General features: G+C 58.6%; 21 protein-coding genes. 10 read left to right on the forward strand and 11 right to left on the reverse strand.

Features of this window, described 5'->3' with window-relative positions; all coding sequences use genetic code 11:
- Positions 1-132 precede the first annotated feature (132 nt).
- A complete protein-coding gene (locus tag ACN0SY_RS06820; protein ID WP_417685640.1) occupies positions 133-645 on the reverse strand; it encodes a phasin in 513 nt (170 codons plus the stop codon).
- Positions 646-902: 257 nt separating this feature from the next.
- Positions 903-1,289: a phasin gene (locus tag ACN0SY_RS06825; protein WP_417685642.1), complete on the reverse strand. Its 387-nt coding sequence runs from the start codon at positions 1,287-1,289 to the stop codon at positions 903-905.
- Between the two features lie 257 nt (positions 1,290-1,546).
- Between ACN0SY_RS06825 and ACN0SY_RS06830 the strand changes: the two genes are divergently transcribed.
- The 4 genes from ACN0SY_RS06830 to ftsH all read left to right on the forward strand — a co-directional run bounded on the left by ACN0SY_RS06830 (position 1,547) and on the right by ftsH (position 10,948).
- The gene (locus ACN0SY_RS06830; RefSeq protein ID WP_417685644.1) at positions 1,547-5,857 is read left to right on the forward strand and encodes an ATP-binding protein; all 4,311 of its coding nucleotides are present in this window, start codon (positions 1,547-1,549) and stop codon (positions 5,855-5,857) included.
- Between the two features lie 320 nt (positions 5,858-6,177).
- Positions 6,178-7,221 carry a Fe(3+) ABC transporter substrate-binding protein gene (locus tag ACN0SY_RS06835; RefSeq protein WP_417685646.1) on the forward strand — a complete coding sequence of 348 codons (1,044 nt, stop codon included), beginning with the start codon at positions 6,178-6,180 and terminating at the stop codon, positions 7,219-7,221.
- A 135-nt stretch (positions 7,222-7,356) separates the two neighbouring features.
- Entirely contained in the window at positions 7,357-9,033 is a 1,677-nt protein-coding gene (locus tag ACN0SY_RS06840; protein ID WP_417685907.1) for an ABC transporter permease, read from the forward strand.
- A gap of 88 nt (positions 9,034-9,121) precedes the next feature.
- Positions 9,122-10,948 carry an ATP-dependent zinc metalloprotease FtsH gene (gene ftsH / locus ACN0SY_RS06845; RefSeq protein ID WP_417685647.1) on the forward strand — a complete coding sequence of 609 codons (1,827 nt, stop codon included), beginning with the start codon at positions 9,122-9,124 and terminating at the stop codon, positions 10,946-10,948.
- A gap of 3 nt (positions 10,949-10,951) precedes the next feature.
- On the opposite strand, the gene ACN0SY_RS06850 is transcribed toward ftsH, so the two are convergent.
- Entirely contained in the window at positions 10,952-12,703 is a 1,752-nt protein-coding gene (locus ACN0SY_RS06850) for an EAL domain-containing protein (RefSeq protein WP_417685649.1), read from the reverse strand.
- A 153-nt stretch (positions 12,704-12,856) separates the two neighbouring features.
- On the opposite strand from ACN0SY_RS06850, the gene ACN0SY_RS06855 reads away from it, so the two are divergent.
- Positions 12,857-13,219, forward strand: a complete 363-nt coding sequence (locus ACN0SY_RS06855) for a hypothetical protein (protein ID WP_417685651.1) — start codon at positions 12,857-12,859, stop codon at positions 13,217-13,219.
- 259 nt (positions 13,220-13,478) lie between these two features.
- Here ACN0SY_RS06855 and ACN0SY_RS06860 read toward each other — a convergent pair whose 3' ends face one another.
- A complete protein-coding gene (locus ACN0SY_RS06860; protein WP_417685652.1) occupies positions 13,479-14,105 on the reverse strand; it encodes a CoA transferase subunit B in 627 nt (208 codons plus the stop codon).
- 19 nt (positions 14,106-14,124) lie between these two features.
- Positions 14,125-14,820 carry a CoA transferase subunit A gene (locus tag ACN0SY_RS06865; RefSeq protein WP_417685654.1) on the reverse strand — a complete coding sequence of 232 codons (696 nt, stop codon included), beginning with the start codon at positions 14,818-14,820 and terminating at the stop codon, positions 14,125-14,127.
- Between the two features lie 359 nt (positions 14,821-15,179).
- Here ACN0SY_RS06865 and ACN0SY_RS06870 point away from each other — a divergent pair, with 359 nt between their 5' ends.
- A complete protein-coding gene (locus tag ACN0SY_RS06870) occupies positions 15,180-15,422 on the forward strand; it encodes a DUF6460 domain-containing protein (protein ID WP_417685655.1) in 243 nt (80 codons plus the stop codon).
- Positions 15,423-15,432: 10 nt separating this feature from the next.
- Here ACN0SY_RS06870 and ACN0SY_RS06875 read toward each other — a convergent pair whose 3' ends face one another.
- The 5 genes from ACN0SY_RS06875 to ACN0SY_RS06895 form a co-directional block, all read right to left on the reverse strand.
- Complete coding sequence (locus tag ACN0SY_RS06875; RefSeq protein WP_417685657.1) at positions 15,433-16,257, reverse strand: ABC transporter permease; 825 nt, start codon at positions 16,255-16,257, stop codon at positions 15,433-15,435.
- Positions 16,254-17,195 carry an ABC transporter permease subunit gene (locus ACN0SY_RS06880; protein WP_417685659.1) on the reverse strand — a complete coding sequence of 314 codons (942 nt, stop codon included), beginning with the start codon at positions 17,193-17,195 and terminating at the stop codon, positions 16,254-16,256. The genes ACN0SY_RS06875 and ACN0SY_RS06880 overlap by 4 nt, the downstream gene beginning before the upstream one ends.
- Before the next feature lie 13 nt (positions 17,196-17,208).
- A complete protein-coding gene (locus ACN0SY_RS06885) occupies positions 17,209-18,360 on the reverse strand; it encodes an ABC transporter ATP-binding protein (protein ID WP_417685661.1) in 1,152 nt (383 codons plus the stop codon).
- A gap of 86 nt (positions 18,361-18,446) precedes the next feature.
- Positions 18,447-19,532 carry a polyamine ABC transporter substrate-binding protein gene (locus ACN0SY_RS06890; RefSeq protein ID WP_417685909.1) on the reverse strand — a complete coding sequence of 362 codons (1,086 nt, stop codon included), beginning with the start codon at positions 19,530-19,532 and terminating at the stop codon, positions 18,447-18,449.
- A 170-nt stretch (positions 19,533-19,702) separates the two neighbouring features.
- The gene (locus ACN0SY_RS06895; protein ID WP_417685663.1) at positions 19,703-21,088 is read right to left on the reverse strand and encodes a glutamine synthetase family protein; all 1,386 of its coding nucleotides are present in this window, start codon (positions 21,086-21,088) and stop codon (positions 19,703-19,705) included.
- Positions 21,089-21,262: 174 nt separating this feature from the next.
- On the opposite strand from ACN0SY_RS06895, the gene ACN0SY_RS06900 reads away from it, so the two are divergent.
- From ACN0SY_RS06900 to ACN0SY_RS06910, 3 genes are all read left to right on the forward strand, one after another.
- Complete coding sequence (locus tag ACN0SY_RS06900) at positions 21,263-21,988, forward strand: GntR family transcriptional regulator (protein WP_417685665.1); 726 nt, start codon at positions 21,263-21,265, stop codon at positions 21,986-21,988.
- A gap of 175 nt (positions 21,989-22,163) precedes the next feature.
- Complete coding sequence (locus ACN0SY_RS06905; RefSeq protein ID WP_417685667.1) at positions 22,164-23,567, forward strand: glutamine synthetase family protein; 1,404 nt, start codon at positions 22,164-22,166, stop codon at positions 23,565-23,567.
- Positions 23,568-23,610: 43 nt separating this feature from the next.
- Entirely contained in the window at positions 23,611-25,002 is a 1,392-nt protein-coding gene (locus ACN0SY_RS06910; RefSeq protein WP_417685669.1) for an aspartate aminotransferase family protein, read from the forward strand.
- Between the two features lie 45 nt (positions 25,003-25,047).
- Here the strand turns inward: ACN0SY_RS06910 and ACN0SY_RS06915 are convergent, their stop codons facing one another.
- Positions 25,048-25,509: a TetR-like C-terminal domain-containing protein gene (locus ACN0SY_RS06915; protein WP_417685671.1), complete on the reverse strand. Its 462-nt coding sequence runs from the start codon at positions 25,507-25,509 to the stop codon at positions 25,048-25,050.
- Between the two features lie 266 nt (positions 25,510-25,775).
- Between ACN0SY_RS06915 and ACN0SY_RS06920 the strand changes: the two genes are divergently transcribed.
- Positions 25,776-26,570 (forward strand): MipA/OmpV family protein, encoded by a 795-nt coding sequence (locus tag ACN0SY_RS06920; protein ID WP_417685672.1) that lies wholly within the window; start codon positions 25,776-25,778, stop codon positions 26,568-26,570.
- Positions 26,571-26,608: the final 38 nt, after the last annotated feature.

Raw genomic sequence — 26,608 nt, forward strand, 5'->3', positions numbered from 1 at the left:
TTCCCCTGTGCAAAAATCAAGAGGAACCCGCGTTTTCGCGCGCTAACAACAAAAAACACTCCGGAACACGGGGCTCCGGAGTGTCTGATTTCGCGTTACCGGAATGCGGGCCGGTACCAGGTCCGCGCCAGGTCAGGCGGCCTTGAATTCCTTGAAGGACTTTTCAAAGGCGTCCTTGACCGGAGCCGTCACGTCGGTGCTCAGCTTGGTCGCAAATTCCTGCATGTCCTTCGCCTGAGCGGAGAAGGTGTCGAACTGCTGGCGTGCGAAGGTCGACTGAAGTTCGATCGCTTCGGCAAGCGTCTTCACAGCCATCAGGTCCTTGATGAAGGAGAAGGTGGCGTCGGTGTTGATCTTAGCAGCGTCGACTGCCTTGTGGTTGAACTCGACGGCGCCCTGACGGGAGGTTTCGAACGTATCTTCGATCAGGTCGGTTGCATCTTCGGCAGCGGTCTTCACCTTTGCATAGGCTTCACGCGCGCTGTCGATGCTCTTTTCAGTTGCTTCACGGAACATGGCCGGTACTTCCATATTGGGCATGGAAAATGCCTCGAAATCTGCAAACGGGCTTGCTGCAGCCGACTTGGTCGACTTGGTTGCACGCGCCTTGGGCGCAGCCTTCGCTGCGGTTGTCGTCTCACTCATGATGTCATCTCCTTTTTGGTCGGATGCGATCATCATTGACTTTAAGTGGCCGGTCAGTGGGAGGTTCTGTCCGGCCTGTCGTCATCCGCAATCTCAATATAGGACGACCTCTGCTGCATTGCAATATTATTTTGCAGTGCACAACAAAAAATTGTCAGGCAGACCCTACGTTTCTCACCCAGCGCACTGCAATAAAACAAAAAGGCGCCGACAATCGCCGGCGCCTGTCACATGTTCCCTCGCCGCGACTGCGGCGCTTAGCTCTTCTTCGCAGCCTTGGCAGCATCCTGCGCTGTCTTGGTCGCCGTATTGGAGAGTTCGCGAGCCTGCTCTCCCAGGGATTCCATCTGCTTTCGCAAATAGTCCTGCTGCAGCCCCATCATCTCCTCGACATCCTTGGCGCGAACGAGTTTCTGGGCAAACTGGAAGGCGGCGTCCATATGCTCCTCGGCGAAGGACAGGGTCTTGCGATTGACGTCCGTGGCCCCAGTTTGCACGATCGAGGCCGAATCCTCGGCCGTCTCGACCGCCTTCTGGGTGACATTCATGAAATCGTCGAAAGCCTTGCGCGCCTGATCGACGCTCTTTTCGGCAAAGTCACGCATCTGATCCGGGATCTCGAAACCATTCTTGTCATTTGCCATGGAGAATTTCCTCACAACTGAAACACAGGCCAAGGTAAAGGCACAACGTTTGATCTTGGCAAAAATTCGTAACACGCCATACGGGATACGGCAAATCTGACAAGGCCAGTTAACCACGCCTTCACGGAACGGGGATAGGACGCGCCGTTTACATGGACGCTCAAGCTCAGAACCGGTATTAACAGGATGTTTACCAGGTCCTTACGGGCATCGGGCACAATTCGGATTTGCGACGCAGACCGTCTCGGAGTTTGACGATGGACAACCGCCTGCAGACATTCATGGAGCTCAGTGCAGCGCCGGAGCTGGAGGGACTGTGCGCAGACCCTCGCGCCGCCTGGGTCTGGTCTGCTGACGGTACACGCATCCTCTGGGCCAATGCAGCCGGAGCGAGCTTCTTTTCGGTCCGGAACTGGAGCGGGCTGTCCCAGCTTGATGGCTTGAGCCGCTCACCTGCCCGTCCCCATATCGCACGCATAGCAACGGAAGGCGCGACGGATCGTGCAACGATCGACCGTTTGCGATTCTACCGCGGCCTGCGCGTCATGCTACTCACGTGTCAGTGCCGCCGCATAAACCTTGCCGGCGGTCAGGATGCCGCCCTTATCGTATGTGGCGACAAGGGGCTTGAATTCGGCAAAGATCCTCTTGGTGCCTTCCTCCACCTGATCTGCGATGAGGATCACACCGCCTTCCTGCTTAAGGAAGGCAACCTTTCGAAGACCGACGGCAAGCTGGAGGGCACTCCGGAGTGGCTTGAGCTTCCCGACGGCCAGATGGGCTTGTTCGGGCCGATTGCTCTCGGCAAAGATCTGCATGAGGGCGCAGTCGCACAGGTTTCCTCCAAGTCGCGGATCATCGTGCTGGAGAACCTGCCGCTTGCCACAGACGATCTGGCGGCGTCTCAGGACGGCGTCGGCGATGATGCCAACGGTCTGGCTGATGCTGACCACAACGTAAGTGTCGAGCGCACGGAAACACCGACTGTGCTCGCAGCGCCCGCCGCTTCAGATGATGCCGATACGGATCACGAGATTGCCGACGAGACAATCATACCCTCGGAAGACAGTGGGGATTTGTCCCCTTCGGATGATCAGCCTGTTGCTCTGAATGCCGACGGCGTTTCAGAGCAAGATGCAGGCGACGGCGAAGATCAGGGAAGCCAATGGACACGTGCGCAGGATCTGGCGGAATCTCCGGTAGATGATGCCGGCGGGTTCGGCGATGAAGAGGACGACGGCCTCGGTCCGGACGGCAGCGAACCGGCTGAAGCGGGCATATTGAACGTCCCACCATTGGCCCGTGCTCGAGGCACCGCTGCAACCAGCGAAGCCAACGATTTTCACTTCGTATATCGCCGCCGGCCTGTCCGCTTTGCCTGGAAGATGGATATAGACCAGCGCTTCACGTTCATCTCGGACGAATTCGCGGAAACGCTCGGCCCGGAAGCTGCGGACGTTGTCGGAATGACGTGGTCAGAGGTAGCCGAACAATTCGACCTCGACATTACGGGAAGTATTTCTCGTGCCCTGCAGCGGCGCGACACGTGGAGCGGCAAGACGGTCGACTGGCCGGTCACCGGAGAGGCCTTACGCGTCCCCGTCGACATGGCAGCACTTCCCGCATTTGACCGCGACCGTGAATTCGAAGGCTATCGGGGCTTTGGCGTTTGCCGTACGGCCGACGCGATCGATGATCCCCTTGCACCGCTCATGACAGAGCGTCTTTCGACGATCGGGCACGATAACCAGGAGCCCTCTCTCAGCGAGCCATCGCTAGAGGCTGACGACGAGACGAGAGAAGAAATCGCCGGTGAGACCGGTGAAAATGAAGAGCTGGCAAAAGAGGCCGCACCCCTCCCTGAAGAGGGGCTTTCGGAACCGTTCGGTGATCACGCGGAAAATTCCGATAGCTCTGTAGATGAGAACCTCTCTGCACCAGATGACAGCGACGAAACCGATGTCCTGACCGAGGGAACGTCCGACCTTCCCGAAGAGCCCGTCGAAGAGCAAACTGTTCAAGACAATAGTGGTGAGACGGGTGTCGAGGCGACTGCGCCATCGTCCGTGACCATCGATCTGACCCCGGCGCCGAAGGCTCCGCTGGAGGGCAAGACACTGCTGGGCGCGAGCACCGCCGCCCTGCTTGGCAGCCTGCCCTTCGGCAAGAGGTTTGCCGCCAACAAGCCGGAGATTGCGGTAACACCGAACCTGCCAGCCAACGAGGCCAAGACATCCGAAGCTGGCGACAAGTCCGGCGAGCCGAACGGCGATGAGGCCGATGCAGCCATTGCTGCTGCGCTCGACCAGGCAGCTGATCGATCAGAGGAACTGACCGGTATCTCCGGCAACGCTCCCCTGCACCCGCAAGAGATCGAGACCGCCGTCAAGAGCCTTGCCCGCGACTTTGGCCGCAAGTCGAAGCCGGATCAAAATCCAACTCCCACCGAGGATGCGCACGCATCGCCAGCGATCCAAGACAAGACCGCATCGGCGCTCGCTACCACGGATGGCAGTGACGATGACGGTCAGATCGACCTGGAAGATCTCGTCAACGAAGCCGAAGCCGCTTCAGGCGCTGAAACAGACAAGTCCGTTACGGATGTTGTCGAGACAGCGTCAGAGGAGACGAACGACGAAGTGCCAGACGAAGTCGCCGACGGGGCACTCTTGGACACCGTTTCCGACCATGCGGACGACGAGCGTGAGTTTTTCGAAGAAACGGTTGCGTTCCGCGAAGAGGAGACAGGAACTTCCGCCCCCCAGCTCAGCATCGTTGAAGGTCAGAACGACAACACTGTGCCGGATGGCGCGGCAGAGGTCGTGGAACACCGTGATTTCGGCGATGATGGCAAGGTCGTTTCAATCAACCGCAAACCGCATCTGGTTCCGGTCGACACCTCGCGGCTGTCGAAGCCGGAAAAAGCCGCTTTCCGAAAGATTGCCGAGGCGCTTGGTGCACGCCTCGAAGGCGACATGGATGATGGCGACCTCGATGAGGAACTGAACCGGGAACTGGAAAAAGTCGATCCCTTGCCCGAAGCCGGCCCGATCGACCCGGGTCTCCTGGATCGCCTGCCGATCGGCATTGCCATCGCACATGACCGCGACGTTCTCTATGCAAACGACACACTGCTCGATCTTCTCGGCTACGGTTCGCTGAAGGCACTTGCAGAGGCAGGCGGCCTCGAAGCGGTCTTCGTTGAAGAAGAAGACGAACCGCTTCCAGATGCCGATGGCATGGAAGGGACCGTCGACGATACACTCAAGGTGCGTGTCGCCGGTGGCGGTGTCCGCTGTGTGGATGCGCGCATGCATTCGGTGCCATGGAACGGCGGCCGCGGCCTTATGATTTCCTTCACCGAACGCACTCCTGCCGCACCCCGAAAGGATGCAGCGAAAACCGTCGCCGAATTTGAAGCACCCAAGTCCGACGCGCTGAAGCAGGCCGAAGACCGGATCGCGGAACTCGATACCATTCTCGAGACGGCCACAGATGGCGTACTCGTCCTCGATCGCCACGGTTCCATCACCAAGGTCAACCGATCCGCCGAAGCCCTGTTCGGGGCCAGCCGGTCTGACATGGAAGGTGCCCCGCTGACGGATTTCCTCGCCCCTGAGAGCCACCGGGCGGCAGCGGACTACCTCGACGGCCTTTCGCGCAACGGCGTCGCAAGCATCCTGAATGACGGCCGCGAAGTTCTCGGCCGCGTTGCCTCGGGTGGGCTGATTCCGCTGTTCATGACCATCGGCCGGGTTTCGTCACCGAGCGACGACGCAAAATTCTGCGCGGTGCTGCGTGACATCACCCAGTGGAAGACCGCCGAAGAAGAATTGACCCAGGCCAAGCGCCAGGCAGAAAACGCCAGTTCACAGAAGTCCGACTTCCTGGCCAAGATCAGCCACGAGATCCGCACGCCGCTCAACGCGATCATCGGCTTCTCCGAAGTCATGATGGAAGAACGTTTCGGTGCGATCGGCAATGAGCGGTACAAGGAATACCTGCGAGACATTCGCACGTCCGGCTCGCACATCATGAGCCTCATCAACGACCTTCTCGACCTGTCGAAGATCGAAGCCGGAAAGATGGATCTCCGCTTCTCGGCAGTATCGGCCAATGACGTCATCAATGAATGCGTCGCGCTGATGCAACCGCAGGCGAACCGTGAACGCGTCATCATCCGCGCCAGCTTGCCGGATTCTGTTCCGAGCGTCGTCGCCGATCAGCGCTCGCTTCGCCAGATCGTCCTGAACCTGTTGTCCAACGCCATCAAGTTCAACAAGTCGGGCGGACAGGTGATCGTGTCGTCGTCGCTCGAGGATAGCGGGGAAGTGGTGCTTCGCGTTCGCGACACGGGCACAGGCATGAGCGCCAAGGATCTGGCTGCTGCCCTGGAACCCTTCCGTCAGGTCCATACCGCACGACATGGCGGTGGTACCGGCCTTGGCCTGCCGCTGACCAAGGCCTTGGTCGAGGCAAATCGCGCGGGCTTCCATATCGACTCCACGCCTGACCAGGGCACGCTCGTTGAAATTCGCTTCCCCTCACAAAGAGTGCTCGCGGAATAATCCGGCCTGAGGGCCTCATTCGAGACGACATGGTTCACCCCGCGTATCGCCACGGGACAATCACGCGCATGCGATAACGTTCTTGTGAACATTGCGTGACCGGCGCGTTTTCCGGGTTGATGAGTGATGGTTCTGGAATCTGTAAAAGTTGCTGTTTTCACTAAACTTTTTCGCACAATTTCGGAGTTTTACAGTCAACTTCTTTGAATAATTCTAAACTATTGAATTCATTGACTTGTTATCGACGCCCAATCATATTCCGCGCACTCGATAAAAGCCAATGACGGATCGAACGGGTCCGAAAAACGGGAGTATGAACGATGAAACATTACACTCGCGCTGTTGCGGGTCTGGCTCTTCTTGCCTCCGGCGTCGCTGCTGGCACGCCTGCCCTCGCCGACGGCGAAGTCAACATCTACTCTTACCGCCAACCGTTCCTTATCCAGCCACTACTCGACGCTTTCACCAAGGAAACCGGCATCAAGACCAACGTGGTCTTCTCGGACAAGGGTCTTGGCGAGCGCATTGCAGCTGAGGGTGAGAACTCTCCTGCAGACGTCATGCTCACGGTCGACATCGGTCGCCTTGACGGTGCGAAGCAGCTCGGGATCACCGCGCCGATTTCATCCGACGTTGTCTCCGCCAACATCCCGGCCGAGTTCCGCGATCCGGAAGGCAACTGGATTGGTCTGACCAGCCGCGCACGTATCATTTACGCCTCGAAGGAACGTGTCGAACAGGACACCATCACCTATGAGGAACTCGCCGATCCGAAATGGCGTGGCCGCATCTGCACCCGCTCGGGCCAGCACGACTATACGCTCGGCCTGATCGCCTCGATGATCGCTCATCACGGCGAAGAAAAAGCCGAAGAGTGGCTGGCCGCCGTTCGCGACAACCTCGCCCGCAAGCCGACCGGCAACGACCGTGCGCAGGTCAAGTCGATCTTTGCCGGCGAGTGCGACATTTCCATCGGCAACACCTACTACATGGGTGCGATGGAGACGAACGAGAAAGAGCCTGAGCAGAAGGACTGGGCGGCTTCCGTGAAGATCCTGTTCCCGAACAGCGATGACCGCGGCAGCCACGTGAACCTGTCCGGTGTTGTCATGGCCAAGAATGCGCCGAACCGCGATAACGCTGTGAAGCTGATCGAATTCCTGACGTCTCACGATGCACAGGCGATCTATGCCGAAACCAATTTCGAGTATCCGGTCACTCCGGGTGTGACTGTCTCCGAACGCGTTGCCTCCTGGGGCACGCTCAAGCCGGACACGCTGCCGCTGGCCGATGTGGCCAATTACCGCAAGGCCGCGAGCGAAATGGTTGACCGCGTTGGTTTCGACGAAGGCCCTGCTTCGTAACGCATCAATAGTTCATCATGATCAAGGCGCCGCAAGCTTGCGGCGCCTTTTGCATTTCCGGCGCAGTAGAGCTAACAAGGGCAAAATCCGCGTCGCGTTGCAGGAGAGACAAACCAGGTGCAGCGAAAGCCCCACATGACCTCGGCCGAGCGCCTCTGGCAAGTCGGCTCGCTGGCTGTCGCCGTCCTCGTTCTCCTCCCGCTTGCGGCGATCCTCTGGATTTCGCTGCGCCCGTCCGGAGACATATGGGGACACCTCTTAAGCACTGTGCTGCCACGCTCGCTGGTGACAACGCTGATCCTGATGGCAGGCGTGGGATTGGCCACGACCGTTGCCGGGATCGGAACTGCTTGGCTGACGACGATGTGCCGCTTTCCCGGGCAGCGGTTCTTCGACTGGGCGCTTCTGGTGCCGCTGGCAGTGCCGACCTACATCATCGCCTTTTCATATGTCGAGGTCCTCGACTATACCGGCCCCGTCCAGACAACCATCCGGTCGCTCTTCGGCTTCAAGACATCACGCGACTACTGGTTCCCAGAGATCCGCTCTCTTGGCGGCGCAATCTTCGTCATGAGCGTTGTGCTCTACCCTTACGTCTACCTGACGACCCGGGCGAGCTTCCTCATCCAGTCAGCAGCAACGCTCGATGTTTCCCGGACGCTTGGAGCAACGCCCTGGCGCCTGTTCTTCACGATTGCCCTACCCCTGGCCCGCCCCGCCGCGGCCGTTGGCGTGTCACTCGCCCTCATGGAATGTCTCAACGACATCGGTGCCGTCACTTTCTTCGGCGTGAAGACCCTGACCTTCTCAGTCTATGACACCTGGCTGAACCGCTCGAACCTGGAAGGCGCGGCACAACTCGCCCTTGCCATGCTGGCGATGGTATTTGCGCTTTTGTGGATTGAACGCTTCGGCCGTCGCAAGCAGCGCTTCCACAGCGGCCACAGCAAGCATCGCCAACCCGCCCGGTTCCAGCTTCGTGGCTGGAAGGCTGGCGCGGCAATCGCTCTTTGCGCGGTGCCAATACTTCTCGGCTTCGTCATTCCGGCAACCTTACTCGCAGACCTGGCAAGCCGGCGCCTCGACAGCGTGTTCCAGGAACGCTTCCTGATCGCGATCTGGAACAGCCTCAGCCTTGCGGCAGTTGCTGGCCTGTTGACCGTGGCGGTCAGTCTCGCGCTGGCCTATGCGCTACGCCTGAAGCCGAGCCCGGCGCTCAAGCTCGGCGTCAGGTTTGCCGCCGTCGGCTACGCCATCCCAGGAACGGTCCTCGCCGTCGGGATCCTTATTCCTATGGCTGCGCTCGACAACTTTATCGACGCGCAGATGAAATCCGCCTTCGGATTTGGAACCGGGCTTCTGCTGCTTGGGAGCGGAGCGGGTCTCGTCTATGCCTATATGGTCCGGTTCCTTGCCGTATCCTATGGCCAAGTGGAGGGAGGTTTCGGCAAGATTTCCCCTCATCTCGACATGGCTGCGAGGACGCTCGGGCGAAACGCGACGACCACACTCGGACAGATCCACTTGCCGCTGCTGCGGCCGGTTCTTCTGTCGGCGCTGCTTCTTACCTTTGTCGATTGCATGAAGGAACTGCCGGCAACAATCCTGCTGCGCCCATTCAACTTCGAAACCCTTGCCACGACTGTTTTCGAAGCTGCCTCGCGTGAGGCATTCGAGGAGGCTGCCCTGCCCTCACTCGCGATCGTCATTGTCGGTCTTCTGCCTGTTATCTATCTGGCCCGGACAAGCGCCTCATCCTTCCGGAACAAACGGACCAAGCGCACCCGCCGCAAATCTGCCGCAGCGACATAGGTATTCTTCCAAGGCCTTCGCGCATTGACAGCCGGTGGAGGGAAACGATCAAATCGCCAAGCTTATTTTTATTGGAAGCTTGGGTTCGATGGACAAGAAACAGCAAATCAACATCTGGTACGCCGCCGGCGCTTTTTTCCTCCTGCTGCTGTTTCAAAGCTGGTGGGTCAGCTACAAAACCATCGAGACGATCCCTTACAGCGAATTCGAGCGCTTTCTTCAAGAACGCAAGATCGAAGAGATCGCGGTCAAGGAGAATACGATCGAGGGGAAGTTTCGCCAGCCCCTTGAAGGCGGCAAGCAGTACTTCGTGACGACGCGCGTCGACATGCCCCTTGCGGAGCAGCTCCAGCAATATGACGTGAAGTTCACAGGCGTCATCCAGTCAACCTTCCTGCGCGATCTCCTGTCCTGGATCGTCCCCATGCTCCTGCTCTTCGGGCTCTGGATGTTCTTCATCCGCCGAATAGCGGAAAAGCAGGGCCTTGGCGGCATGATGACCGTCGGCAAGTCTAAGGCGAAGGTTTATGTCGAAACCGGCATCCAGACGACTTTCGATGATGTTGCCGGTGTCGATGAAGCCAAGCGCGAACTCCAGGAAGTTGTCGATTTCCTGCGGGATCCGCAGAGCTACGGCCGGCTGGGCGCGAGAATCCCGAAAGGAATATTGCTGGTCGGCCCTCCAGGTACCGGCAAGACCCTGCTGGCCCGTGCTGTTGCCGGCGAGGCGAACGTGACCTTCTTCTCGATCTCCGGCTCTGAATTCGTCGAGATGTTCGTCGGTGTCGGCGCCGCCCGGGTCCGGGACCTTTTCGAACAGGCCCGGAAAGCTGCTCCGGCAATCATTTTCATCGACGAGCTGGACGCCCTTGGCCGCGCTCGTGGGGCCAATCCCATCCAGACCAACGACGAGAAAGAACAGACGCTCAACCAGCTGCTGACCGAGTTGGACGGGTTCGACACATCGACCGGCACCATTCTCCTGGCGGCAACCAACCGGCCGGAAATCCTGGACCCTGCCCTCTTGCGCGCCGGGCGTTTCGACAGGCAGGTTCTTGTAGATCGTCCCGACAAGATCGGCCGCCGAGCCATCTTGAACGTTCATGTGAAGAAGATCTTGCTCACTCCCGGAACAGACCTCGACCAGGTTGCGCAAATGACCGCCGGCTTCTCCGGAGCGGACCTTGCGACCCTGGTGAACGAAGCTGCGCTTCTGGCCACGCGCAAAAACGCGTCATCAGTGGATCTTGGCCATTTCACAGAAGCCATCGAGCGGGTCGTTGCCGGCCTTGAGAAACGAAGCCGCGTCCTGTCCGACAAGGAGCGCCGCACCGTAGCCTATCATGAGATGGGACATGCCCTCGTCGCCGCAAACCTTGAAGGCGTCGACCCGGTGCACAAGGTGTCCATCATTCCCCGTGGCATCGGCGCACTGGGCTATACGATGCAGCGTCCCACCGACGACCGTTTCCTGCTGTCCACGCGTGATCTCGACAATCGGATGGCGGTTTTGATGGGTGGACGGGCTGCAGAGGAGGTCGTCTTTGGCGAGATTTCGACGGGGGCATCGGACGACCTTCAGCGCGCGACAGAAATCGCGCGCGAAATGGTGGCTCGCTACGGCATGGACCCGGATCTTGGAAACCGCGTCTACTCCGGTCCGCGTCAGAGTTTCCTTGGACAACCTCTCGGCGACGAGAACGCAGTGTCGGAAGAAACCGCTCGCGAAATCGACCTTGCCGTGCGGGCACGTGTCGAGGCGGCCTTCACCAAGGCAAAGACGATCCTGACTGCCCGCAAGCAGGACCTTGATGCCGGTGTCGACATCCTCCTCAAGCACGAGACCCTGACTGAGGCTGATTTTCCTGCCATTCGACCGGCGACGGAACGCGTGTCGGCTGAGGCGACTTGCTAGTGCTCAGGCAACGACCCGCTCAGGGCCGAGTTCCACCAAGTCGGCACCATTCCCGGTGGGCTGAGGGCCGACCTTGGTGGAGACATCACGCCATGCAGCGAATGTACGCGCCGGCATCGGCCTGCCGAAAAGGAACCCTTGCGCGGTCGCACAGCCATTTTCGCCGAGAAACTTCTGTTGCTCCTCGGTTTCGACCCCTTCTGCAACGACATCAAATTGAAGGTTCCTGGCCATCGCCAGAATTGTCTGAATAATCACCCTCTTGCTTTCCTCTTCGCAGAGGCCGGCAATGAAGCTCCGGTCAATCTTGAAGGTGTCAAACGGCAGCTGCTGCAGGTAGGCCAGACTGGAATAGCCGGTGCCGAAATCGTCGATTGCAAAACGGATGCCTGTGTCACGCAAGGGCTTGATGGTTTCATGCAGACCGTCCGGATTGGCCATTGCCACGCTTTCGGTCACTTCCAGCTCGAGCATGTCGGCAGGAAACCCGGTTTCTGACAAGACATCCAAAACCCGAGTGGTGAAATCCGGCTGCTCGAACTGGCGGACTGAAACATTCACCGCAAGCGGGATCCCCAGGCCCTCGTCAAGCCATCTGCGTCCCTGACGGCACGCGATGCGCAGCACTTCCTCGCCAAGCGGCACGATCAGACTCGTTTCTTCAGCAACATCTATAAATGCTCCCGGTCCAAGAAGGCCACGTGACGGGTGTTCCCACCGTGCCAGGGCTTCCGCACCGACGAGCTGCCCTGTCTTGCAGTTCACCTTCGGCTGGTAAAAAACGCGGATTTCGCCATTCTGGAGCGCCGTGCGCAGCTCTGCCTCCAGAACGAGCCGTTCGTGCGTATGATGGTTGCTGTCAATCTCGGAATACAGGCGATGGCCATTGCCGCCTCCGCGTTTCGCAGCATACATGGCGATATCGGCATTCTTGAGGATTTCCGTGAAGTCCGTTCCGTCGTCCGGATAGACAGACACGCCGATGCTGGCCCCGACAGTCAACGCCAGACCATTGACCTCGCAAGGCCTCTCAACTGCGCGCAGCAAGTTGTTGGCGATCGTCCTTATGTCGTCGCCCGTGTCCGTTACCGGAGCAAGAACCGCAAACTCGTCACCTCCAAGGCGCGCAACCTTGGCATTCCGTTCCAGCGGCCCATCACCCTGATCAGCGGCCGCAGTTGCGGGAGCCCTGGACCGGTTCGCAAGGCCGACGCCCACCGCCTGTTCGAAGCGCTCTCCGATTTCCCTTAAGAGCCGATCGCCACAGTCGTGGCCGTAGCTATCGTTGATCCGCTTGAACCGGTCGAGATCAACAAAGAGCACTGCCATTTTCTGGCGCGTGACATCGCTATCAGCCATTAGGGCGAGACAGTACTGGCGGAAGAACTCCCGGTTCGGAAGCCGGGTGACACTGTCGACATAGGCCAGACGATGAATTTCTTCGAGATTGTCCCGGATCCGTCTGACCATGTCGCGATAGGCCCGCGCCAGGACACCAATCTCGTCGCGCCGTTCCACCGGAAAAGGTGCGTCGAAGTTTCCGGCGCTGACCGAATGCGCCGTCTGCGTCAACGTCTTGATTGGGCGAAGAAAACCACTGCCGAAATGAAAGGCGACGGGTATGCAAAACCCGAGTAGAACGACGGCAATTGTCGTGTTCCGGCGCCAGATTGCCCAGATCACACCGGCTGCCTCCGGGCGCGGGGCAGACACAAACGCTGCCCCGAGAATTGTCTCCCCGTCAGCGCTGCGCACGGGAAATGCCATCGTGACAGCAAGCTCACCATCGCGGCTGACTTCGGTTCCTGTCTCAAGCGCCCTGATCAGAAGCTCATCTACCGGAATGTCGTCGAAGTATGTGGTTTGAGGGTTGGAATCCACGGTGATCGCCCGGCCGGGATCGTAGACTTGAACGGAACTTACGATGCCGCTGCCAGCTATGCTTTCGAGTTCCTGTTCAAGGATCAGATAGTGATGGTTGACGAGGTGTGGCACCGCCAGACGGCTGACGGTTGCGCCGACGGATCTCGCGTGTTCGATGATGCGGTTCTCCTCGTCCTGAAGGTCGAGGTAGCTTGCGACGATGATCATCACCATGGCGAGTGCCAGAAACAGGCCGGCGATCAGAAGCACGAACCTGGTCCGCAATCCCGGAACCCAATCGCGCATCATGCGCATGACGGCGATACTTCTCTGATATATCGACCCTTGCACAGTCTGTCCCCCAGGAACCAAGTGACTGTATTATCAGCACATTTTATTGAACCCTGATTGACATCCTAGTAAAAAATACGGATGGGTCGTAAAGCAAGTTCGGCGGATTGCACGGCTAATTACTTCCGGCAGATTTCCGGTGTCTGGCCCCTGAAACATCGTCGTTTTAGTGCTTCCGTCCTTCCTGTGGCTGTTAACCGTTGGACCCACCGCGCACATGTTTTGGACGGTATCTGTCCCGCAATGATACGGATGCACCAACAAAAAAAGCCCGCCATGGGCGGGCCTTTCATTCTCAAGAAGCTTGATCAATCAATTAGATGATCGTCGCCTGGGTCTTTGCCTTGACCTCTTCAAGGGTCACGTCAGGTGCGAGCTCGACGACGGTCAGACCATGAACGGTCACGTCAAACACGCCAAGATTGGAAATGATCCGATCAACGCAACGTACACCCGTCAGCGGCAGGGAACATTCCTTCAGGAGCTTCGGATCGCCTGCCTTCGACGTGTGGTCCATGAGGACGACGACGCGCTTGACACCGGCGACCAGGTCCATTGCGCCGCCCATTCCCTTGACCATCTTGCCGGGGATCATCCAGTTGGCGAGATCGCCTTTTTCGGAGACCTCCATCGCACCGAGAATCGACAGGTCGATATGACCTCCGCGAACCATCCCGAAGCTGTCTGCAGACGAGAAGTAGCTCGTCTGGGGCAGCTCGGTGATCGTCTGCTTGCCGGCGTTGATCAGATCAGCGTCGACTTCGTCTTCGGTCGGGAACGGGCCCATGCCGAGCATGCCGTTTTCCGACTGCAGGGCAACATGGATCCCTTCCGGAATGTAGTTGGAGACGAGCGTGGGGATACCAATCCCGAGGTTGACGTAGAAGCCGTCCTGCAGTTCCTGCGCGGCGCGCTTCGCCATTTCATCGCGTGTCCAGGGCATCTTTATTCTCCTCCGTCCCTCAAGCGTCGCGCGTGGTGCGCTTTTCGATGCGCTTTTCGAACGTGCCGGAAATGATCCGGTCGACGAAAATGCCCGGCGTGTGGATATGATCCGGGTCGAAGGAACCGGTTTCAACGATCTCCTCGACTTCCACGACAGTTGTCTTGCCTGCGGTCGCCATCATCGGGTTGAAGTTACGAGCCGTCTTCCGGTAGATCAGGTTGCCTTCCTTGTCGGCCTTCCAGGCTTTCACAAGAGCAACATCAGCGATCAGACCGGTCTCAAGGATATAGGTCTCGCCGTTGAAATCCTTGTGTTCCTTGCCTTCCGCGATCAGCGTGCCGACGCCGGTCTTGGTGTAGAAGCCCGGAATGCCGGCCCCGCCAGCGCGAATGCGCTCGGCAAGTGTGCCCTGCGGGTTGAACTCCAGCTCGAGTTCACCGTTCAGGTACTGCTTTTCAAAGGTGGCATTCTCACCGACATATGAGGAAATCATCTTCTTGATCTGGCGCGTCTGCAGCAGCAGGCCGAGACCGAAATCATCAACGCCTGCGTTGTTGGAGATCGCCGTGATGTCTTTCGTACCTGTATCGCGCAAGGCGGTGATCAGGTTTTCCGGAATGCCGCACAGGCCAAATCCCCCCGCCATGATGGTCATTCCATCAAAGGCCAGCCCGTCCAGCGCAGCAGCTGCGTCCGGATATATCTTGTTCATTCTACTCTCCCAGAAGATTTTTCCTGCCGGATGGCAGCCACTTGACCGCAGCGCAGCGCATCCGTCAAGGGACAATTGCACTGCACAATAAGCTTCTGACAGGCGACCGCGAATTGAATCGATTTACCTTCTTTGGCAAATCCGCTCGCCGGACCCAACAAACAGCCAGGGGAGCCTTCTTCCGCGATATCAATATGGTATCTAGAGTATTAACCTGATCTCGCGCCGACATCTGGAGGTCCTGGATCGCGGTGCGAACCTGTCCTGTATCAGGCGGGACAGGAAGATTGCGGACGCAGGCAATTCCGATTGCCCCCGCGCATATGGATGGAAAACCGACAAGGCGATTGGGCGGGCGCGTGTATCAGTTCCTGGCGACCATTTTCAAGATTGCGATGATATCCCTGATCGTCGGCGCAGGCCTCTCGTTCATCGACGTGGATGCGGCGGATATCCTTGGCCTGGTCAATCTCACACCGATGGACCTTTGGGTCTACGTCAATCTTGCCATCGACTGGGCCATGCCCAACATGATCCTCGGCGCCTTTATCGTCGTGCCCGTCTGGCTTGTGATCTACCTGTTCAAACCGCCACGGGCTTAAGATACGCCGGTCAGTCACCAGCCCCGAAAGCGGCACGCTCATCGTTGGCACGGGCGACCTGCTGTCGTTTTGTGGCGATTGATGCCGCAATGACGCCGATCGTCACCAAAGTCACAAGGATGGTGCAGACCGCGTTGATTTCCGGCGTCACACCCAGTCGAACCTGCGAGTAGATCTTCATGGGCAAGGTGGTCGCACCCGGACCGGTCGTAAAGCTGGCAATCACCAAGTCGTCCAGCGACAGCGTGAAGGCGAGCATCCAGCCCGCAATGACACCGGGTAGAATGATCGGCAATGTGATGAGGAAGAAGGTCTTCACAGGCGGACAACCGAGATCCTCCGCCGCTTCCTCTATGCTTTTGTCGAAGCCGACCAGCCGGGATTGCACGACCACCGCGACGTAGCACATGGCAAAGGTCGTATGGGCCAGCATGACGGTCCAGAAACCGCGGGCCTGGTCGACGGCAACGAAAAGCAGAAGCAACGACAGGCCGAGGATCACTTCAGGCATGACGAGGGGGGCAAAGATCATCCCCGAGAATAGCGAACGCCCGGCAAATCGCCCCGACCGCACGAGCACCAAAGCTGCCAACGTTCCAAGAACTGTCGCGAGACTGGCAGAGATGAAGGCAACCTTCAGCGTCACCCACGCCGCATCGAGCAGTTGGTCATTTTTCAAAAGCTCCACGTACCATTTGGTCGAGAAACCACCCCAGACAGTCACCAGCCGGGACTCGTTGAACGAAAAGATCACCAGCAGCACGATCGGCAGATACAGAAACGAGAAACCGAGCACCAAAGACGTGACGTTGAACCAGCTTGGACCGTGTCTCATGACTGCCTCTCCGCCAATTTCTGCTGATGGTTCTGGAACAGTACGATCGGCACCACGAGGATCAGGAGCAGGATTACGGCAACCGCCGACGACACCGGCCAGTCCCGGTTGGCGAAGAACTCGACCCAGAGCGTCTTGCCGATCATCAGGGTGTTGGACCCACCGAGCAGATCCGGAATAACGAATTCACCGACGGCGGGAATGAAGACAAGGAAGCAGCCGGCCACGACGCCGGGCAGCGACAACGGCAGGGTGATTTTCCAGAATGCCTTCCACGGCGGGCAACCCAGATCTTCTGCCGCCTCCAGCAAGCTGATGTCCAGTTTCTCCAGGCTTGCGTAAAGCGGCAGAACCAGGAACGGCAGGTAGGAATAGACAATGCCGATATAGACCGCGATCGTCGTGTTCATGATGATCAGAGGCTCATCGATAATGCCCAGCGCAAGCAGCAGCTGGTTCAGCAGCCCTTCGTTCTTCAGGATCCCGATCCAGGCGTATACTCGGATCAGGAAACTCGTCCAGAACGGCAGGATAACAAGCATGAGCAGCGTTGGCCGCCACTCTTTCGGGCTGCGAGCCATTCCGTAGGCGACCGGATAGCCGACGAGCAGGGTAATCAGTGTGGATACGGCCGCGATGCTGACGCTGGACAGATACGATTTCCAGTAGAGGTCATCCTCCGTCAGCCAGACGTAATTGTCGAAGGAAAAGGTCGCCAGGTTATCCTTTATGCCCGCCCATCCGTCCGCCAGATCGAAGGTCGGCAGATAGGGAGGGATTGCGACGGCAACTTCCGAAAGCGAAATCTTGAAGACGATCAGGAACGGCGCCAGAAAGAACAGGAACAACCAGGCATAAGGCAACGCGATCAGAAACCATCCGCCGACCGTGCGTCGCGGCCTGTCGTTTTCGATCACTTCACTCGCAGCTTCGCTCATGATGGTGTCCACCTCAGCCTGTCAGGATTACGCCGGCGTCGCGTTCCCAGGTCAGGACGACCTTGTCGTCCCAGGAGATTGGGCGCTCGACCAGTCTCGTGACATTGGCCACGGTCGACCGCAGGGTCATGCCCTCGTTGACGCGGGAATGGAAAATCGAAACGTCGCCAAGATAGGCGATGTCCCAGACTTCCGCGCCGACGCGGTTCACCCCCGCCACCTCGTCCGACCCGTGAGCGATGCGGATCTTTTCCGGCCGGACTGCATACCAAACGGTGTCGCCAACATTTGCGGTGGTGGTCTGAACGGTGTCGATGACGAACTCCTGCCCCGTCGCCTGCAGGCGTGTTCCTGCCTCCGACGTCTCGAGCACCTTGCCCTCGATCATGTTCACATCGCCGATGAAGTCCGCGACGAACTTCGAGTTCGGCATCTCGTAGATTTCAGCAGGCGTCGCCACCTGGACGATCTTGCCTGCATCCATGACCGCGATGCGATCGGCAACTGTCATTGCCTCTTCCTGGTCATGAGTTACGATCAGGAAGGTTGTTTTCAGCTCTTCCTGAATATTCATCAGCTCGAACTGTGTTTCCTCGCGCAGCTTTCGGTCGAGCGCTCCAAGCGGCTCGTCAAGCAGCAGAACCTTGGGCTTCTTTGCCAGCGACCGCGCAAGCGCAACACGCTGGCGCTGACCTCCAGACAGTTGGTGCGGTTTGCGCTTGGCGAATTTTTCAAGCTTGGTCAAGCGCAGCATTTCCGCCACACGCGCCTCTATCTCCGCCTTGGGCATCTTGTCCTGCTTAAGGCCGAAGGCGATGTTCGCCTCGACGCTCATGTGCGGGAACAGAGCATATGACTGGAACATCATGTTCGCCGGCCGCCGATAGGGCGGCACACCGGCAAGGTCCTGCCCATCCAGGAAGATCTGGCCTTCCGTCGGGTTCTCGAAGCCTGCCAGCATCCGCATCATCGTGGTCTTGCCGCAGCCGGACCCGCCCAACAGGGCAAAGAACTCGCGCTCGTAAATCTTCAGGCTGAGGTTGTCGACAGCCGTGAAGTCGCCAAAGCGCTTCGTGACGTTGCGAAACTCAATGAATGGCTTGGCTGCCGGATCATCCCAGGGCGCAAATGAACGCCGCACCGGTCCAACTGGTTTCTTGACCAAATCCTACACCCCACCCAAAAGCACCGAGGAGATCCGGGCCCCCCCACAGCGGGCCCGGACAATATTGGAGCACTCCAGAGAGCGTATTACTGGCCGCTCTTGACCTTGGTCCATACCCGGTTCTGAACGCGAGAAACCTTCGCGGGCTTGGTCGTGGTCGTGTAGAGCTTCTGGACGGTGGCTTCATCCGGGTAGATCGCCGGATCCTTGAGGACTTCCTCGTCGATCAGCTCCTGGCTGTCCTTGTTGCCGTTGGCGTAGAAGATGTAGTTCGACGCTTTCGCAGCCACTTCCGGACGCATGATGAAGTTCAGGAACTCGTGTGCCTCTTCGACATGCGGCGCGTCCGCCGGGATCGCCATGTTGTCGAACCACATCAGGGCGCCTTCCTTTGGAATGACGTATTCAACCCTCACGCCGTTCCCGGCTTCAGCTGCGCGGTCACGTGCCTGAAGAATGTCGCCGGACCAGCCCACCGCCAGACAGATGTCGCCGTTCGCCAGCGCATTGATGTACTCGGACGAGTGGAACTTGCGGATATAGGGACGAACCGAAAGCAGCAGTTCGCCGGCCTTTTCGATGTCGGCCGGTTCATTGGAATCGGGGTCGAGGCCCAGGTAGTTGAGTGCTGCGGGCACCATTTCCTCGGGCGTGTCGAGAACGAAGATACCGCAATCTGCAAACTTCGAGACAACGTCCTGCTTGAAGATCATGTCCCAGCTGCCAATGGGAGCATCCGGCATGATTTCCTTGATCTTCTCGACGCTGTAGCCGATCCCGGTCGTGCCCCACATGTAGTTGATTGCGTGCTCGTTGCCCGGATCATACTTCAGAAGACGATCCTCGATATCCTTCCACATGTGCTTCAGGTTCGGCAGCTTTGACTTGTCCAGCTTCTGGAAAACGCCGGCCTGGATCTGGCGACCGAGAAACGTGCCGGTCGGGACAACGACATCGTAGCCGGTACCGCCTGCGAGCAGTTTCGTTTCGAGGATCTCGTTGCTGTCGAAGACGTCGTAGACAACCTTGATGCCGGTTTCCTTGGTGAAATCTTCAAGGATCGACTCATCGATATAATCGGACCAGTTGTAGACGTTGACTACGCGCTCCTGGGCCAGCGCGGAGCCGGCCATCAGGCCGAGCGCGGCAACCCCAGTCAGGATACCCTTGATCATAATGTTTAACTCCACTCCAGAAGGTAGAACAGCTGCGCCGCTCCATAGGCTTTTTATCTTGTTCCCATGACGGCTCCAATGCCGTCTATCGGGTTTTGAACCATTGCAACAAATGCGAAGACAATCTGCAACCTGTTCCAGGTTCAAAGGCATTTCAATCGACAACGCTAGAGGTAAGTCTGGCGTTCCAAACTCGATATTTCACGGCCGAATTCATTCAGCTCTTCTTTCTTGATTTCCGTCAACACCTTATGCATTTCCGGTCCGACGGCCTCCTTCATCCTTTCAGACGCCTCGAAGGCATCAATGGCCTCGTCCATCCAGGGTGTCAGGCGCTTGTGCTTTTTCTCGTAGGCGTTGCCGACGACCGGTGGTGGTGGCGCCTTCTTTTTCTCCAGCCCTTCAAGCATCCCTGCAAGGACACCAACGAGAACGAAATAGGGATTGGCGTCAGCGCCTGCGATCCTGTGCTCGATACGAGCCGCTTCAGGCGAGCTGGCCGGGACCCGCAGGGCAACCGATCGGTTGTCGAAGCCCCAGCAGATGGAGGTTGGCGCGTAGGATCCAGGCTGCATGCGGCGGAAGCCGTTGAAAGTTGAGGTAAAGAGGAGCAACGCCTCTGGCATCGTGTCCAACAACCCCTGAATCGCATGACCCAGGCGCTCGGATCCCTGGTCGGGGTCCGCAAAGATATTCCCGTTCTTGTCTTCCATCGAAACATGAACATGCATGCCGTTGCCCGGCCATTCAACGAACGGCTTGGCCATGAAGGACGCCTTCAGATTGTGCTTGCGCGCGACCCCTTGCACCAAGCGCCGCAGCAGCACCGCATCGTCGGCCGCCAGAAGCGGATCCTTGCGATGATGAAGATTGAGTTCAAACTGTCCGGGCGCTGCTTCGGAGACAGCTGCATCCGCCGGAATGCCTTGCATGTCGGCGGCGCGGCGCAAATCGTCGACGACCGGAAGCAACGCTTCCAGATCGGACAGCGCATACATGTTCTGGCGCGCCGGACCGAGATGGGTCGAGAAAAGAGGCTTGGGCTGCTCGCTCCAGTCGCCGTCGCTTTCTTCCAGGAGATAGAACTCAAGCTCGAAAGCACAGGTAGCTGACAGACCATAGTCGGCCAGCTTGTCGACCATTCTCTTCAACACGTGACGCGGATCGGACAGGAACGGAACGCCGTCGCGGTCATACATGGACAACAGCACCTGAGCAGTCTTCCGCTCTGTCCACGGAACAAGTTTCAGCGTCTCCGGTATCGGCCAGCAGACCCCGTCCTTGTCGCCGGTCTCGATATGCATTCCGGTGCTCTCGACTTCCCGGCCCCAGACATCAAGTCCAAAGAGCGAGAAGGGAAACGCGACCCCGCCCTCGAACACCTTGCTGACCGCACCACCCGGCAGCCACTTGCCACGCAGAACACCGTTGGTATCGGGAAGCACGACTTCCACCGTGTCCAGGTCCGGGTGTTCGGCGATGAAGGCATCGACATGCTTCTTCCAACCCGGTTCGGCCGGATGTTCGAGGGTCTGATGTGGCAGGTCCACCATTTGGATCCGAGTGCTTTCTTGTTTTCACTGACGGAAGCCATCTGCCCCAGCCAGCGCTTTAGTTGCGCCAATTGTGAAAATGTGATCACGTTCAATTTGGAGTGTCAAGGCGGACATCGAGGCACTCATTGCCCGCTTTGCCGGCAGAGCACCAACCGTTTGAGGTCGCAACGCGTGACGAGGTCAGTCGACAGCCGCTCAAAATCCAGCGTGCCTGCGAACGCAGGTCCAGAGGCCGCTTCCGCCTCAAAAGGACCACGTCGTGGAGCCGCGCGCGCGCAGGTCGACGAGGCCATCCGTTCTGCCCTGATCACCGGACGCTTCATACCCGGCAAGGCGGTGACGCTGCGCGGACTTGCCCAGGAACTTGGCGTGAGCCCAATGCCGGTGCGCGAGGTAATTCAGCGACTGGCTGCCGAACGCGCTCTCGATATCCAGCCGAACGGCCGCGTTCAGGTTCCTGAAATGACACCAACAAGGTTCGATGAGCTTCTGAAAGCAAGGCTCTTGCTGGAACCTCAACTCGCGGAGATGGCGATCGGTCATGTCGGCGAAGTTGATGCCAGGGCACTGGAGGGCATCGATCTGGAGATTGATGCCTGCATCGGCACGGGCGACGCAGAAGCCTACATGCGGCTCAATCACCTTTTCCATTTTCGAATTTACGCGGCCTCGTCTTCATGCATTCTGCTGCCCCTGGTCGAAAGCCTGTGGCTACAGTTCGCCCCTTTCATGCGCACCGTTTACGGGCGCGTGGGCACGGCTAACCTGATCGACTGGCACAAAGAAGCGATACGCGCGATCCGGGAAGGAAACGCCGAAGCCCTGAAGACAGCGGTTGCCGCCGACATTCGAGATGGTATGGGTATTCTTGGCCGAACCGAACTGCCGCAGACCTGACCTTTTCACTCGCGGTGAACCGCAACGAAACGGGATGTCGAAGCGCCAGGACATAAGTTCAGGCCATTGACTTAGCAGTTTTGTGATCACAAAATAGACAAGCATCGATCGCCTCATCCGATCCCCTCGGATCCTGACATCGGACCGACCTGATGCTGCAACCCCGGAGCAGACCGTGAGCAATGACGAAACCGTCCAGCAAGTTTCCCCTAACGGCAGCCTGAGGGGGGTCGACGGCCTGGAGGGTGCGCGCACCTGGCTCCAGGAGCGGAATATTGCTGACATCGAATGCATCGTACCGGACCTGGCAGGCGTCGCCCGCGGCAAGATGATGCCGACCGAGAAATTTTTCTCCGGTTCCGTGATGACCATGCCCGCTTCGATCTTTGCGCAGACAATCTCTGGAAGCTATCCGGAGGACGACGACCGCTTTCAGCACAACCCGACCGATGGGGACCTTTATTTCCGGCCAGACTACGGGACACTCACGTCTGTTCCCTGGGAGGCGGACCCGACGGGGCAGCTGATCCACGACGCCTATACCCGGGAGGGTGACCCGGTCGAGACGGCGCCCCGAAACATCCTCAAGCGGGTCATCAGGCTCTACGAGGACAAGGGCTGGCAGGCCATGGTCGCGCCGGAGATCGAATTCTATCTGGTCCGCCCGAACACCGATCCGGACTATCCGCTGGAGCCGCCGACGGGGCGTTCCGGCCGTCCGGAAGTCGGCCGTCAGTCCTACTCCATCTCCGCGCTCAATGAATTCGACGAGCTGATCGACGACATCTACGACTTGTCGGAACAGCAGGGCCTGGAGATCGACACGCTGATCCACGAGGAAGGCGCAGCGCAGATGGAGATCAACCTGCGCCACGGCGACCCTCTTGAGCTCGCCGACCAGGTCTTCCTGTTCAAGCGGACAATTCGCGAGGCGGCGCTGCGTCACGAGATGTATGCAACCTTCATGTCGAAGCCCATGTCCAATCAGCCGGGCTCGGCCATGCATATTCATCAGTCTGTCATCGACGCGACTACTGGCGAGAACATCTTCTCGGATGCGGACGGGAATGAAACACCTGCGTTCCTGTCGTTCATCGCCGGACACCAGCAGTACCTGCCTTACGTCACCTGCATAATGGCGCCCTTCGTGAACTCCTACCGGCGCTTCTCGCGCAGCTCCACCGCTCCGGTGAACGTGTACTGGGGTTACGACAATCGCACGGTCGGCCTTCGTGTACCCTACTCTCCGCCGCAGGCGCGCCGCCTTGAGAACCGGGTACCGGGCTCGGACGCCAATCCATACCTGGCCATCGCAGCATCGCTTGCCTGCGGCTATCTCGGGATCACCAACAACCTGACGCCTGACGAACCACGTTCGGGGGATTGCAGCCAGTTGCAAAAGGCCCTGCCCCGTGGCCTGCCTGAAGCTGTCGCCCTTTTCGAGAGCAGTGCGGAAATCCGTGAGATCTTCGGCGAAAAGTTCGTCGAGACCTATCGCGCGATCAAGCAGGAAGAATTTGAAACCTTCATGTCGGTCATCAGTCCGTGGGAGCGGGAATATCTGCTTCTGAACGTCTGATCTGCCATCGAACCTTGCTTCTACCACCCAGGAGAGGACCTTTATGCCGGCCGCTTCGAATGTCTACCCAACTGCAGCCCTTCAGGCGACCGATGCCGCCCATCACATCCATCCGTTCACCGATACGAAAGCCCTGAACGCCGAAGGCACTCGGATTATCACCGGGGCGCAGGGCATATGGCTGACGGACTCGGAAGGCAATCGCATCCTCGACGGTATGGCCGGGCTATGGTGCGTGCAGGTTGGCCATGGCCGGCAGGAAATCATCGAAGCCGTTCACAAGCAGATGAGCGAGCTCAGCTACTACAACACCTTCTTCAAGACGACGCATCCGCCTGCGATTGCCCTGTCGCAGAAGCTGGCTGAACTCGCACCGCCGCATATGAACCGGGTTTTCTATTGTTCGTCCGGTTCCGAGGCCAACGACACCGTGTTTCGCATGGTCCGCCACTACTGGGACCAGATGGGCCAACCGGACAAGAAGGTCATCATCGGGCGCTGGAACGGTTACCACGGCTCAACCCTGGCCGGCACCAGCCTTGGTGGCATGAAGGCGATGCACCACCAGGGTGACCTGCCGGTGCCGGGCGTCTATCACATCGACCAGCCCTACTGGTTTGGCGAAGGAGGCGATACGACCCCGGAGGAATTCGGCATCGAGATTGCCCGCCAGCTTGAACAGGCGATCGACGAGATCGGTGAAGACAAGGTCGGCGCCTTTATTGCCGAGCCGATTCAAGGCGCCGGGGGCGTGATCATTCCGCCCGAAACATACTGGCCGGAAATCAAGAGGATCCTGTCCGAGCGCAACATCCTCTTCGTTGCCGACGAAGTCATTTGCGGCTTCGGCCGCCTGGGCACCTGGTTCGGATCGGACTACTATGGCCTGGAGCCGGATCTGATGCCCATCGCCAAGGGCCTGTCTTCCGGATATCTGCCGATTGGCGGCGTCATGGTATCAGACCGAGTTGCCGAGGGCTTGATCGACAAGGGCGGCGAATTCTACCACGGCTATACCTATTCCGGGCACCCGGCCTGTGCCGCGGCAGCACTTGCCAACCTCGAGATCATGCAAAGCGAGAAGATCGTCGAGCGCGTTGCCAACGACATCGGCCCCTATCTCCAGGAACGATGGATCGCCCTCGGCGATCATCCGCTCGTCGGGGAAGCCCGCATGAAGGGCCTCATCGGGGCACTGGAACTGGTTCCTGAAAAGGGCAATCGCAAGAAGGCCTTCGCCGACACTGGAACGGTGGGAACGCTGTGCCGCGACATCTCTTTCCAGAACGGCATGGTCATGCGCGCCGTGCGTGACAGCATGATCATTTCCCCACCGCTGGTCCTGAGCCACGAGGAAGCAGATCAGCTTGTCGCAATCGCACGGAAGACGCTGGACGACACCTACGCGGAACTCAAGCGCCAGGGCAAAGTCTGATATACAAGACGAAACGGCGGAACCCGGCGCATATTTCGGGTTCCGTCAGGCCTCGGGCTCAACGTCTGTGGCGTCCATATAGTCGAACGCCGGCATGACATCTGCCAGTTCCGGGTCCCGGCCAATTTCGGCATTGGACGTGTAGAACTGTCGGTTGACCTTCAGACATGCATAACCATGTACCCAGGTCCAAAGCATCGTTTCGACTGCAACTCGGCCTTCAGCCGAGTGCCTGTCCTTCGCTTCAACCCATTTGCTGACATCGCGCAGGACCGCGTAGGCCTCCCGGCTGGCAGGTAGCAAGTCCGGGAAAATGTCCAGCTGCCGTTCCATCGAAAACATCAGGCGGAACAAATCCGGATTGCCAACTGCAAATTCGACGTAGCCAGTCGCGATCGCAAGAACTTGTGCCCGCCCTTCTTTTGGTGCTGCCGCAACGTGATCGCGCATCGTGGCAGCAAACAGCCTGAAACCTTCGGCCACGATTGCTGCCTGTAGAACTGCCATCGAGGCAAAATGGTTTTTCGGTGCTCCGTGAGAAACGCCAACCCTTGCTGCACAGGCTCTTAACGAGAGCCCGCCCAGCCCTTCTTCGCGCAGAATCTCCAGGCCTGCCTCGATGAGAGCCTGCTTGAGGTTTCCGTGGTGATAGTTCGTGTCGGCCAGTCCCCGGCCCTCCGTAAGTTGACACTGTCAATATTTTCGTTGACGCAATCCCGATCCAAATGTAGACACTGACTATATTGCGTTGTTCAGCCCTACAGGATGGATCCATGTTCGGTAAGTGTTATGTCCGCACTCTTGGCGTTGCAAGTCATGTACTCCTTGCCCTACCGGCAATAGCTGATGAGCAAAGGGACTGGGGGCTTTTTGTCGGTGCAGGGGCCCTTGTCGCCCCGGAATTCCTGGGGTCTTCAGACTATTCGGCACTCCCGGCGCTGATCGGAACGCTGCAGAAGGGACCATTTTACATCAAGCTGACGGGAACTCAGATTACCGCCAACGTGCTGCCGTTCGAATCCGTCTATGCCGGTCCCCTCGTCGCCTACGGAGGCGGGAGGAAAGACCTTTCAGACAGTATTTTGAAGAAACTGCCGGAAGTGGACGAGGAACTCTGGCTGGGTGGCGCATTCGGTGCCGGCTACGATGGACTCATGCTCGAACGCGACAGCATTGGTGCCAGCTTCGAGATCGCCCATGACGTCATGGGAGATAGCGGAACGACCGCCACTTTCGGCCTGGGCTACGAGGTCAATGCGACGGAGCGGCTCGCATTCGGGCTCGATCTTTCTACCACCTACGTCGACGGAAAACACGCCGACGCATACTATTCCGTGACTGCGAGCGGAGCAGCGGCAAGTGGGCTGTCCCAGTATAGCGCTGATTCCGGTTTCAGGGATCTCTCGCTTGATGTGTCGGCACGCTATGCTTTCAGCGAAAGCTGGGGCGTGGGAGCACTGGCCGGCGGGTCAGTGCTCCTCGGCGAGTTTGCCGACAGCCCTATCGTCAAGGAAAGGGGCCAGGCCGAAAGCGGTCGAGCCGGCCTGTTCGTCTGGTATAGATATTAGGACGGAAGCGTTTCCGGCCGGGCATATCCAAACCAATC

Source organism: Roseibium sp., from assembly GCF_048261595.1.
In the GTDB taxonomy this organism is placed as follows: Bacteria; Pseudomonadota; Alphaproteobacteria; order Rhizobiales; family Stappiaceae; genus Roseibium.

Coding starts and splice junctions, on each gene's coding strand:
- ACN0SY_RS06875 (WP_417685657.1), bottom strand. CDS start 16,257: ATGAGACACGGTCCAAGCTGGTTCAACGTCACGTCTTTGGTGCTCGGT.
- ACN0SY_RS06860 (WP_417685652.1), bottom strand. CDS start 14,105: ATGCCCTGGACACGCGATGAAATGGCGAAGCGCGCCGCGCAGGAACTG.
- ACN0SY_RS06825 (WP_417685642.1), bottom strand. CDS start 1,289: ATGGCAAATGACAAGAATGGTTTCGAGATCCCGGATCAGATGCGTGAC.
- ACN0SY_RS06820 (WP_417685640.1), bottom strand. CDS start 645: ATGAGTGAGACGACAACCGCAGCGAAGGCTGCGCCCAAGGCGCGTGCA.
- ACN0SY_RS06915 (WP_417685671.1), bottom strand. CDS start 25,509: ATGGCAGTTCTACAGGCAGCAATCGTGGCCGAAGGTTTCAGGCTGTTT.
- ACN0SY_RS06830 (WP_417685644.1), top strand. CDS start 1,547: ATGGACAACCGCCTGCAGACATTCATGGAGCTCAGTGCAGCGCCGGAG.
- ACN0SY_RS06865 (WP_417685654.1), bottom strand. CDS start 14,820: ATGAACAAGATATATCCGGACGCAGCTGCTGCGCTGGACGGGCTGGCC.
- ACN0SY_RS06880 (WP_417685659.1), bottom strand. CDS start 17,195: ATGAGCGAAGCTGCGAGTGAAGTGATCGAAAACGACAGGCCGCGACGC.
- ACN0SY_RS06840 (WP_417685907.1), top strand. CDS start 7,357: ATGACCTCGGCCGAGCGCCTCTGGCAAGTCGGCTCGCTGGCTGTCGCC.
- ftsH (WP_417685647.1), top strand. CDS start 9,122: ATGGACAAGAAACAGCAAATCAACATCTGGTACGCCGCCGGCGCTTTT.
- ACN0SY_RS06895 (WP_417685663.1), bottom strand. CDS start 21,088: ATGGTGGACCTGCCACATCAGACCCTCGAACATCCGGCCGAACCGGGT.
- ACN0SY_RS06910 (WP_417685669.1), top strand. CDS start 23,611: ATGCCGGCCGCTTCGAATGTCTACCCAACTGCAGCCCTTCAGGCGACC.
- ACN0SY_RS06920 (WP_417685672.1), top strand. CDS start 25,776: ATGTTCGGTAAGTGTTATGTCCGCACTCTTGGCGTTGCAAGTCATGTA.
- ACN0SY_RS06835 (WP_417685646.1), top strand. CDS start 6,178: ATGAAACATTACACTCGCGCTGTTGCGGGTCTGGCTCTTCTTGCCTCC.